Source organism: Nitratireductor sp. ATLC21 (genome assembly GCF_057196525.1).
In genome coordinates this window covers 770,089-781,289 of the sequence record NZ_JBXUOU010000001.1, presented here as the reverse complement: position 1 = coordinate 781,289, position 11,201 = coordinate 770,089, and the positions used below count along the sequence as shown (strand labels likewise).

Here is an 11,201-nt window from a genome sequence, read left to right as displayed (position 1 = left end):
CTCCGTTCGCAATCTTCGGTTCAACCATGACTGACGATAACATCCAGAAAGGCTTCGCCGTAGCGCTCGAGCTTGGCATCACCAATGCCGGAAATCCCCGCCATCGCCTGTCGGGAGGTAGGGCGAACGGCAGCCATTTCGATCAGGGTGCGGTCGTGGAAGATCACATAAGGCGGCAGGTTTTGTGCTCGGGCGATCTCGATGCGCTTTTCGCGCAAAGCTTTGAACAATTCGGCATCGGCGGGAGCCAGCGCGCTGGCAGCCTCGCTTCCTGAAGCACGGCGGCTTCTGCCCTTAGCTGCGGGCCGAGGAACACGCAGCATCAGCTTTGGTTTTTCCCGCAGGAATTGCGCGCCTCGTTCTGAAATGGAAAGTCCGCCATGGCCGCTGAAATCCACATCGACGAAACCATGAGCGACCATCTGGCGAAGGATGGAGCGCCAGGTGCGCTGATCGTGTTCCTTGCCGATGCCGTAGGTGGAGATCTGATCATGACCGAAGCGGGCTATGCGCTCATCTTCCGCACCGAGCAGCACGGATACGATGTAGGCCTGACCGAAGCGTTCGCCTGTGCGGTAGATGCAGGAGAGCGCCTTTTGCACAGCGATGGAGCCGTCGAAACGCTCCGGCGGGTTGGCACAGGTATCGCAATTGCCGCAGGGCTCACAGTGGTCACCGAAATAGTTCAGCAGAACCTGACGGCGGCATTGAGCCGTTTCCGCAAGCCCTAGCAGAGTGTCGAGCTTCTGCATTTCCATTCGTTTGCGTGGATCGGGCGCTTCGGACTCCTCGATGAAACGACGGCGCAGAGCAATGTCGTCGAAACCGTAAAGCATCAGGGCTTGCGATGGCAGGCCATCGCGGCCGGCACGGCCCGTCTCCTGATAATAGGCTTCAATGCTGCCAGGCAAATCGAGATGGGCAACGAAGCGCACATCGGGCTTGTCGATGCCCATGCCGAAGGCGATCGTGGCGACCATGACAACGGCTTCTTCGCGCTGGAAGCGTGTCTGATTGGCTTCGCGCATCTCACGGTCCATACCCGCATGATAGGCGAGTGCGTTCCAGCCTTCCGACTGAAGCCAAGCGGCAGTCTCGTCGGTTTTGCGTTTGGAAAGGCAGTAGACGATGCCGCTCTCGTCCCTGTGCTTTTCAAGGAACCGCTGGAGCTGCCGACGCGGATTGTCCTTTTCTTCAATGGCATAGTGTATATTGGGCCGGTCGAAACCAGCGATGAAACTGTCGCGTTCGGCGATACCCAGATGTGCAATGATCTCCGCGCGGGTGGGGGCGTCAGCGGTTGCCGTCAAGGCCATGCGCGGTGTGTCGGGGAATTCCTGCACCAGCGCATCGAGTTGGCGATAATGGGGGCGGAAATCGTGACCCCATTGGGAGAGGCAGTGGGCTTCATCGATTGCAATGAGCGACAGGGGAACCTGCTTCAACCGGTCTACGACAGCCGGTCTCAAGAGAGTTTCGGGCGAAACATAGAGAAGGTCTAAAGCGCCTTTTCCTATCGCCTTCCAGATGGCCTGTCGGGCTTCGAGTGGTAAATTGGAATTCAGTGCAGCGGCCCGTACGCCTGCCTGTTTCAATGCCGCGACCTGATCGGCCATGAGCGCGATGAGGGGCGAAACTATCAGGCCAAGGCCTGGGCGGCAAAGTGCGGGAATTTGATAGCAAAGGGATTTGCCGCCACCTGTCGGCATCAGGACGAACGCGTTGTTGCCCGCGATCACATGATTGACGATTTCCGCCTGGCGACCCCGAAAGGCCTCATATCCGTAGACGGTCTTGAGGATGTGCGTCGGGTCAGCGGTCACGGCAGGCCTGTCGGGAGAATCGGGTGATTATTCTCTCATAACAGGTTTCGCCCAGCGCTGCAGACCGGGGAGGCGGGTGAGGTGCGGCAGCGCCGCACCGTGCTTTTTTGCGCGCTTGTGGGCAGCAAAGACCTCTTTAAGCGTTGCTGCCGCCATCCACGGCCAGTGATGCGCCTGTGATGTAGTGCCCCTGAGGGCTTGCGAGATGAGCGACCATGGCAGCTATGTCGTCCGGCGCGCCGTATCGACCAACTGCATTCAATGCGCGCTGCCCGTCCGCTCCCGGTCCATCTGCCGGATTCATGTCGGTATCCGTTGACCCGGGATCGACCACATTGACCGTAATGCCGCGTGCGCCGACATCGCGGGCCAGCCCTTTGGTGAAGCCGATGAGAGCGGACTTGCTCATGGAATACAGCGTAACACCGCCATGGGGAACGCGCTGGGCGAAACAGGAGCCTATCGAAATGATGCGGCCCCCTTCACCCATATGTGAAAGTGCTGCCTGGGATGCGACGAAAACGCCTTTCACGTGGATGCCAATCGTGCGGTCGATCTCTTCGATCGTCACCTCTTCCGGTGGACCATAAGGGAAAATACCGGCGTTGTTCACAAGAATATCGAGACGGCCAAAGGTTTCGGCAGCGGTATTGACCGCAGTGGTGATTGCATGGTGGTCGGCGCTGTCGGCCTGGATGGCAAGGCCGCGACGACCGGCGGCATTTATCTCAGCCACAACGTCTTCGGCCTTTGTCGCGCTTGCAGCATAGGTGATTGCAACGTCGGCGCCACGCGCTGCAAGACGCCGGGCGATGGCCGCTCCAATCCCGCGGCTTCCCCCTGTTACGAGCGCTGCCTTGCCAATCAAATCCTGGTGCTTTTCCGTTCGGGTCATGGTGAGCTCCTATTTATGTACCGATCGTTATAAAAATAGTCAGGCTTGAGAAATCGGGTCAAGGAAATTATTTACGGCTTGGTACAAAAGGTTTTCAGAATGGCTGGACGCGGCAGGCCTAGAGCTTTCGACAGGAACAAAGCCTTGCATCAGGCGATGCGGGTGTTCTGGTCATGCGGATATGAAGGTGCTTCGGTGAGTGAACTGGCTGAAGCAATGGGCATCAACAAGCCGAGCCTTTATGCGGCATTCGGCTGCAAGGAGGCTCTCTTTCGTGAAGCAATAGAGCTCTATGAGCGTGAAGAGGGGGCTCCAGTCAGTGAGGCCTTGCAAAACGGGAGGACAGCACGGGCGGCCATCGAGACGGCGTTGCGCGTCAATGCGCGCAGCTACACGAATCCAGAGAATCCGAGAGGTTGCATGGTCGTCATTTCAGCCCTTGCAGGAGCGCCGGAGAACAATCCGGTTTGCCGGTTCCTGGCTGAAAACCGACAGGGCAGTGAGGACGATTTCCGTCGACGTGTGGAACGCGGGATTGCAGACGGGGATGTGCCGGAGAGCGCCAATCCCCGCAGCGTAGCCGCATTTTACGCAACCGTTATGCACGGACTTTCGATCCGCGCCCGAGACGGGGCCACAGCGGCCGAACTCGAGCGGGTCGTCGATAGCGCCATTGCAGCGTGGGACACCATCGCGCGCTGAGAGGCGGCTGTCAAACAGGCTGGCGAGAAACGCGCAGGTTTGACAAAGTGTGTCCTCTATCAGGAGGATACCATGCCCAACACCAAGCCCCTACCGTCCACTGAACTCAAACCGTGGCATACGGTTGCACCGCTTCTGGTGGATGTGGCCATGGGGCGCCGCCCGGCTGACCTGGTGGTGCGCAACGGGCGCTGGGTGAATGTCCATTCGGGCGAAGTGATTCCCGCGACAGATATCGCCATTGTGGCAGGACGCTTTGCTTATTGCGGGCCTGATGCGAGCCACGCCATAGGCGAGACAACCAAGGTGGTCGACGCCACTGGGCGCTACCTCGTGCCGGGACTGTGCGATGCGCATATGCACGTGGAGAGCGGCATGGTGACAGTGACGGAGTTCTGCCGCGCCGTGGTACCGCATGGGACGACCTCCATGTTTGTTGATCCCCATGAGATCGCCAATGTTCTTGGCCTCGACGGCGTGCGGCTGATGCATGACGAGGCCATGGCGCAGCCGATCAATGTTTTCGTGCAGATGCCATCCTGTGTGCCTTCCGCTCCGGGCCTGGAGAATGCCGGCGCCGAAATCACGGCCGAGGATGTGGCGGAAGCCATGAACTGGCCAAACATCATCGGGCTTGGCGAAGTGATGAATTTCCCCGGTGTAGCTGCAAACAACGCGACGATGATTGGGGCAATTGCTGCGACTGTGAAGGCTGGGAAGACGGTTGGCGGGCATTATGCCTCGCCGGACCTTGGTCTGCCGTTTCACGGTTATGTGGCCGGCGGGCCGGAGGACGACCATGAGGGCACGCGCGCCGAGGATGCAATTGCACGCGTAAGGCAGGGCATGAAGGCCATGCTGCGGTTGGGCTCAGCCTGGTATGATGTGGCAAGCCAGATCAAGGCGGTGACAGAACAGGGGCTCGACCCGCGCAATTTCATTCTGTGCACAGATGACAGCCACTCTGGAACGCTGGTCGATGACGGGCATATGGACCGAGTGGTGCGGCATGCGATCGCCCAGGGGCTGAAACCGGTTACGGCGATCCAGATGGCGACGATCAACACGGCCGAGCATTTTCGTCTCGAACGCGAGCTTGGTTCTATCGCACCGGGACGGCGAGCCGATTTTCTCATCGTGTCGGACCTGGCCGAACTTGCCATTGACGAGGTGTTCGCGCGGGGTGTGAGGCTCGCGCGGGGTGGTCGGCTCGAGGCAGACATTCCCGTTTATGATTACCCCGAGAAGGCGAAGAGCACGGTGCGGCTTGGCAAGGAGATTGCAGCAGAGGATTTCGACATCGCGGCGCCGGAAGGGGCGAAGCATGTGCGGGCGCGGGTGATCGGTGTAATCGAGAACCAGGCGCCAACGCGGGCACTCGAAGCAGAACTCACTGTCGAGGACGGGGTTGTCGCCATGGATCGGCGCAATGATGTCTGCCAGATTGCTCTGGTGGAACGGCATCGCGGCACAGGGCAGGTGACGAACGGTTTTGTTTCGGGCTTCGGCTATATGCAAGACTGTGCGATGGCCTCGACGGTTGCACATGATTCACATCACATGATCGTGGTGGGGACCAATAAGGAGGACATGGCGAAAGCCGCCAACCGGCTGGGCGAAGTCGGCGGCGGCGTGGTGCTTTTCTCGAAGGGGCGCGAGCTCGCGCTGGTCGAGATGCCGATTGCCGGGCTGATGTCGGACGAGCGCGCGGAAGTGGTGGCGCGGAAGGCGGCGAAGCTGACTGCAGCCATGCGAGAGATGGGCTGCACGCTCAACAATGCCTATATGCAGCATTCGCTTCTGGCGCTGGTGGTGATTCCGGAACTTCGGATCTCCGACGCAGGTATCATCGACGTATCGAATTTCCGAAAGGTCGACTTGTTTCTATGATAAACCAGATCACCGGCGTCGTCCTTGGCCGGTCGCGAGCTCTATAACGTTGAGCGGCGTGGTGATGACGATATCGGCGGCCGAGCCGAACGTCTGTCCGAGGCCGCGCACAAGTCTCTCCATTTGGCCTATAACCACGTCTTCATCCTCCTCGTTCAGCTCTCCCTCGCTGGACAAGCGCTCGCCGAGCAGGCGAACGAGGACCGGATTCTCGGCAAATTTGGTGTGGTTGAGCCAGTCTCCGGAGGAGACATTGGTGACATCGATCACCGTCACACCCAGCGCCGTCAGGTCTTCTGCGTTGCGATAATCACCGAGCCGAGGCTGATTGCCGGCAATGAAGCCGGAGAGGGTGAGTGCTCTGTCATTCTGGGAAGTCAGGACTGCAAAGGGCCGCTGTGGCACGCCGTAGCGCCGCATCTGGCCCTTGAACACATCGATATCGATGTCTGGAGAGGCGAGGATGACGTCGGCGAGCCTTCCCCCGAGATCGCGATCTCCTGAAAGGGCAAGCTGACGCAAGGCCTCCATGGTCACCCAACTGCCCATTGAATGAGCCACAACATCGATGCGTCGAGCACCGGCGCGGGCGAGCGTGCGCAGGGTCTCTTCAAGCGCGTCGCGCGCTGAAGTGGCACTGTTGCTGTCATAGACATAATCGATGGTGCGGCCAGCCGACGGCCAGGAGAACAGAATCGGCGTGCCGGCATATTCTGAATCATGAAAGATCTGCGCGGCTCGATAGACCGCGTCGTCGAAGCCAGTGTTGTATCCATGGATAAAGACGAGTGCGCGTCCGTTGTGGGCGGCGATGTCGTCTCTGAGTGCTTTTTCGAAATCGCTTCCCCCGGCAAAGAGTATTGCGCGGTGAGCCGCAAAATAGCGGGCAGGGTCGGCAATACGGGGATTTGGAGCGAGCTCCATCTTTCCGGTTTCATGCACGGCGGGAACCGTGATCTCGACCTTTGCGAAGGCCGGTTCGGGTGCCCGCCCGCCGGCAAATATTTCGCCAGGCTTGTCGGTTGGCATTCGATTGGTGGCGATGAAAATGCCATGATTTCCGGCAATCTGATCAGAGCGTGCAGGTGCAATCGTTTCGGCTATCAGACGGGAAGCGTGCGGGTTTGCACAGCCCGTGATCAGGAAGAGCAGCAGAAGGACGAACAGGTTCGGGAATTTGCGGAACGGCATGCGACGAAAATCCTGCTCGTGCTTTGTGGATCAAAAATATCGGATCCCAGGTCTCATTAGGAGGAAAGAGGTTTCACTTGGAAGCCTATCTTTCCCAGAAAACCGGCGTGAAGATGACCAAAACCGCCAATATTTCAAGCCGTCCCATCAGCATGGCAAAGGCGATTATCCATTTGGCGAGATCGGGAACCGGCGCAAAGCTGCCCGCGGGGCCAACGACCTGTCCAAGACCGGGGCCGACATTGGTGAGGCCGGTCAGCGCGGCGGAAATGGCGGTGACGAAATCGAGTCCGGTGGCGGCAAGCAGCAGGATGATGACCGCCCAGATAACAAGAAATGCCGACATGAACAGCACGACTGCGCGTTGCAGATCGTCATCCACCGGTCGGTCGCCGTAGCGCACTGTGACGATCGTGTTTGGATAGACGAAGCGGCGCAGGCCATTTGCCAGAAGCTTGAACAGGATCAGGAACCGATAGGCCTTGATTCCACCGGTGGTCGACCCGGAACAGCCGCCGAGGAACATGGCGACGAAGGCAGCGGCCACGGCAAAAGCTCCCCATTGGGAATAGTCGTCGCTGGCATAGCCTGTGGTGGTGATAATCGACACGAAATTGAAGGCCGAATGGGTGAGGGCATCGAAAAACGTGTGGTCGTGGACAAGACGCAGATAGATGGCAACGGCTAGGACGAACACGATCACATAACCGGCGAAGACGCGGATCTGAGGATCGCGTAGCGCATCAAGTCTGCCGCGAACGGCAAAGAGGATCAGGATTGAGAAGGGCAGTGCCGAAATGAACATGAAGAGGGTGCTGATCCAAAGGACCGCCGGATTGTCGGCGTAATAACCCATGGACGCATCGTGGGTGGAGAAGCCTGCCGTCGCGATGGTTGTCAGTGCGTGATTTACTGCATCAAACGCCCGCATGCCCGCCGCCGCATAGGCAATGGCGCAGGCGAGTGTGAGCAGCGAGTAGATGCTGATGAGGCCCAGCCCGAATGTCGAGAAACGGTCGAAAGGCCGGTCTTCGATATCGGAGGATTCGATCCGGAAATACGACACGCCGCCCACATTGAGAAACGGAAGGACGAAAAGTCCTAGCGCAATCACACCGAGGCCGCCGATCCATTGTAGTATGGAGCGCCAGATAAGCAGCCCGGGAGGCATACTGTCGAGACCTACGATAACCGTGGCGCCAGTTGCGGTGACGCCTGAAACGGATTCGAAAAATGCATCCGCCACACTGAATTCCACCGAAGAGGCCAGCATCGGCACGGCTCCGGCGATGCAGGCCGTCATCCACAAGAGGTTGACAACGAGAAAGCCGAAACGGGAGGAAATGGCAGGCGCGCGCCCTTGGGTGGCAAGCGACACGCCAATGGCAAGCCCGCCGGTGAAGAGTGCGGAAAAGGCAAACACCTGCCAATCGTCATTGCCATAGTAAAGGTCTACGGCGGCCGGGATGAGCATGGCGGCCGAAAGGTATATGGCAAAGACCGCCGCGATGTGGAGTGCGGCGCGTATGGCGAGATACTGCAAGGACTGAACCTCAGGCTGCTCATCAAAGCGTCTGTTGTTCGGGAAACGGTCCCCCTCCCTGGCGCGAGAGTGGCGTCCCGCGCCCCGATATGCAATAGCCCGTAGGACACAAGTACGGGATAGGCAAGAGAGCATGAGTGCAGCAGCGAGAAAGGACGAGTTCGTCAATGCGGTCGCGGAGGCGGCGGACGCGCTGCGCTCGCTTTTTGCCGAGACGCCGCTTCAGGAGAACGATTACCTGTCCAAGAAAACCGGCGCCCGGGTTTTCCTGAAGCGTGAGGATCTGACGCCGGTTCGTTCCTACAAGATACGCGGCGCCTTCAATTTCTTCCGCAAGGCGATGGCACGCGGAGGGCAGGAGCGAACCTTCGTTTGTGCTTCGGCGGGCAATCATGCACAGGGATTTGCTTATGTATGCCGCCATTTCGGCTGCAAGGGCGTCGTTTTCATGCCGGTTACGACGCCTCAGCAGAAAATCGACAAAACGCGTATTTTCGGCGGAGATTTCGTTGAAATCCGGCTGATTGGCGATTTTTTTGATGATTGTTACCGTGCCGCGCTTTCATTCGCAGAGGAAAGTGGCGGGGCAATGGTGCCGCCATTCGATCACCCGGACATCATCGAGGGGCAGGCGACAGTCGGACGAGAGATCGCCGAGCAGATCCAGTCGTTCGACGGGGCGCAGATGGACGACAGCCTGGTGATTCTGCCCGTCGGCGGTGGCGGGCTGGCCTCTGGCGTGACGCGTTATCTTACCGCGTGCGGGGAGGCGGGAGCCTTTGCTTTTGCCGAACCGGAGGGTGCCGCCAGCCTGCAGCAGGCGCTGGTGCAGGACCGGCCTGTGCGGCTTGAAAGGGTAGACAATTTTGTCGACGGGGCTGCTGTCGCCGAGATTGGCGCGGCTCCGTTTTCGCATCTCAAGGCGTTTGATGCCGAGGCCGTGCATCTGGTGCCGGAGAACCGGCTATGCGCGACGATGATCGAAATGCTGAACATCGAGGGGGTGGTTCTGGAACCGGCGGGAGCGCTGGCGATCGATACGCTAAAGGATTTCGCGCCGCAGGACCTTGCAGGGCGAACCGTGATTGCAGTGGTGTCGGGCGGAAATTTCGACTTCGAGCGTCTGCCGGATGTGAAGGAACGAGCGCTTCGCTTTGAGGGGCTTAAAAAGTACTTCATTTTCCGCTTCCCGCAGCGACCTGGTGCATTGCGCGATTTCCTCGATCTTCTGGGGCCGGAAGACGACATCACGCGGTTTGAATATCTCAAGAAATCGGCGCGCAATTTCGGTTCGGTTCTGATCGGCATAGAGACACGGAACCACGCAAACTTCGATGTGCTGACCCAACGGTTCGACGCTGCAGGCTGGGCCTATCAGGATATTACGAACAACGACACGATCGCCGGATTGATCATCTGAGGCTGAGGGCAAAGGGGGAACGCTCCCTGCCGTTCGGACGCCGTTCCGTGAGGGACCGTCTGGTTGCAAAGCACAAATTAGAGATTGCACTTTGTCCTCGAATAGCCCATATGACGCCAAGACGCATGGGCTGGCGCTGCCGGCTTTCTAAAATGACTGGTTGCGTCTGATGCCACCGCCCGCGGGCGGGAGCTTAAGCCGGCACTGCCGGCGCGACAGCGCAGCCGCACGGGGTATACCCGTCGTCTCGTCGTTCATTCAAACATTTATTCGGCAGGTTGCGCCCTGCCACGTATCAATTGCGACGCCTGACGGCGTCAGCATGGGAAAGATTGCAAATTGACCAATGACAACAATGCGAAACAGATTGGTTTCGCGGAACTGGGAATTACGGGCTCACTGTTGAAGGCGGCTGAAGATGCGGGGTTTGTGACCCCCAAGCCGATCCAGGAGAAGGCCATTCCCGCAATGCTTGCTAAGCGCGACGTTCTCGGAATCGCACAGACCGGTTCCGGCAAGACGGCGGCTTTCTCACTGCCCATTCTCTCGCAGATCATCGCGCTTGGCTCCAAACGGGTTCGCAAGACCGCCAGGGCGCTGATCCTGTGCCCGACGCGGGAACTGGCCGTGCAGATCGACGATGTGGTGCGTGAACTTTCGCGCCACGCGCATCTGGCCACAGCGCTGGTTCTTGGTGGTGTCTCCCGCAACAGCCAGGTGAAGCGGCTTGCTCAGGGTGTCGACATCCTGGTGGCGACGCCGGGCAGACTGACCGATATCGTGCGGTCAGGCGAGCTTTCGCTGGCCGAAACACGCTGGCTGGTGCTCGACGAGGCCGATCGAATGCTGGACATGGGCTTCATCAATGATGTGCGGCGCATCGCGCGTGCAACGCATCCTGCGCGCCAGACCGCATTGTTCTCCGCGACCATGCCCAAGGAAATCGAGGGGCTTGCAAAAAGCCTGCTCAACGATCCCTTGCGGGTCGAAATTGCAAAGCAGTCGACCACGGCGGGTGAGATCACTCAGCATCTGGTGATGGCGCGTACCAAGCAGAAGCGCAAGATTCTCTCCGACATGCTGGCAGATGAGGCCATGCGATCGGTGATCGTCTTTGCGCGTACGAAGCACGGTGCCGATCGTGTGACACGCGATCTGGAGCGTGATGGGTTCGAGGCTGCCGTTATTCACGGAAACAAATCCCAGAATGCCCGCCAGCGCGCGCTGAACGGCTTTCGGGACGGATCGGTGCGTATTCTCGTGGCGACCGATATCGCGGCGCGTGGCATTGACGTTCCCGGAATCAGCCATGTGGTGAATTTCGACCTGCCCGACCAGCCCGAAAGCTATGTGCATCGCATCGGGCGTACTGGCCGCAATGGCGCTTCCGGCGAGGCAGTGACGCTGTGCGATCCCGCCGAGGCTGACAAGCTTAAGGCCGTGGAAAAAATTATCCGGATGCGACTGCCATTGAAGGCGGATTACACATCGGAGCCTGATCCGGTCCGTCAGCCCCCGGCCAACAATGCCGGTGAGCGTCGCGCTGCGCCGAAACCTTCGAAAGGTGGCGAAAATCGCAGACCGCAGCGGTCCGCTGCGAAACCGCAGCACCGCGCAGAACAAGGGCAAAACGAAGGCGACAAACCCGTACGCCGACGCCGCAGAAACCGCAACAGGCGGCCTGGCATGCGCGCCGCTTAGCCTTTTGAGCCATATTCACGATCAGGGCTGATCGGC

8 protein-coding genes are annotated in these 11,201 nt (G+C 59.3%); 4 read left to right on the top strand and 4 right to left on the bottom strand.

Translation table 11 applies throughout. The annotated features are described in order from the left end of the window. Positions 1–20: 20 nt before the first annotated feature. Both recQ and AC2CHD_RS03825 read right to left on the bottom strand, forming a co-directional pair. The gene (recQ, locus tag AC2CHD_RS03830; RefSeq protein ID WP_484552635.1) at positions 21–1,823 is read right to left on the bottom strand and encodes a DNA helicase RecQ; all 1,803 of its coding nucleotides are present in this window, start codon (positions 1,821–1,823) and stop codon (positions 21–23) included. 136 nt (positions 1,824–1,959) lie between these two features. After that, positions 1,960–2,718, bottom strand: a complete 759-nt coding sequence (locus tag AC2CHD_RS03825) for an SDR family oxidoreductase (protein ID WP_484552634.1) — start codon at positions 2,716–2,718, stop codon at positions 1,960–1,962. 144 nt (positions 2,719–2,862) lie between these two features. On the opposite strand from AC2CHD_RS03825, the gene AC2CHD_RS03820 reads away from it, so the two are divergent. Then, complete coding sequence (locus AC2CHD_RS03820; RefSeq protein ID WP_484552633.1) at positions 2,863–3,420, top strand: TetR/AcrR family transcriptional regulator; 558 nt, start codon at positions 2,863–2,865, stop codon at positions 3,418–3,420. A 72-nt stretch (positions 3,421–3,492) separates the two neighbouring features. After that, a complete protein-coding gene (gene ade / locus AC2CHD_RS03815) occupies positions 3,493–5,310 on the top strand; it encodes an adenine deaminase (RefSeq protein WP_484552632.1) in 1,818 nt (605 codons plus the stop codon). Between the two features lie 9 nt (positions 5,311–5,319). On the opposite strand, the gene AC2CHD_RS03810 is transcribed toward ade, so the two are convergent. Continuing rightward, positions 5,320–6,501, bottom strand: coding sequence for an alpha/beta hydrolase (locus tag AC2CHD_RS03810; protein WP_484552631.1), 1,182 nt, complete (start codon positions 6,499–6,501; stop codon positions 5,320–5,322). 85 nt (positions 6,502–6,586) lie between these two features. After that, complete coding sequence (locus tag AC2CHD_RS03805; RefSeq protein WP_229449008.1) at positions 6,587–8,044, bottom strand: TrkH family potassium uptake protein; 1,458 nt, start codon at positions 8,042–8,044, stop codon at positions 6,587–6,589. A gap of 133 nt (positions 8,045–8,177) precedes the next feature. Between AC2CHD_RS03805 and ilvA the strand changes: the two genes are divergently transcribed. Continuing rightward, the gene (gene ilvA / locus AC2CHD_RS03800; protein WP_484552630.1) at positions 8,178–9,464 is read left to right on the top strand and encodes a threonine ammonia-lyase IlvA; all 1,287 of its coding nucleotides are present in this window, start codon (positions 8,178–8,180) and stop codon (positions 9,462–9,464) included. Between the two features lie 339 nt (positions 9,465–9,803). Then, complete coding sequence (locus AC2CHD_RS03795; protein ID WP_484552629.1) at positions 9,804–11,165, top strand: DEAD/DEAH box helicase; 1,362 nt, start codon at positions 9,804–9,806, stop codon at positions 11,163–11,165. Positions 11,166–11,201 lie beyond the last annotated feature (36 nt).

What these genes read in the sequence shown, in the direction of transcription:
- AC2CHD_RS03810 (WP_484552631.1), bottom strand. Translation starts at nt 6,501, where the DNA reads ATGCCGTTCCGCAAATTCCCGAACCTGTTCGTCCTTCTGCTGCTCTTC.
- ilvA (WP_484552630.1), top strand. Translation starts at nt 8,178, where the DNA reads ATGAGTGCAGCAGCGAGAAAGGACGAGTTCGTCAATGCGGTCGCGGAG.
- ade (WP_484552632.1), top strand. Translation starts at nt 3,493, where the DNA reads ATGCCCAACACCAAGCCCCTACCGTCCACTGAACTCAAACCGTGGCAT.
- AC2CHD_RS03825 (WP_484552634.1), bottom strand. Translation starts at nt 2,718, where the DNA reads ATGACCCGAACGGAAAAGCACCAGGATTTGATTGGCAAGGCAGCGCTC.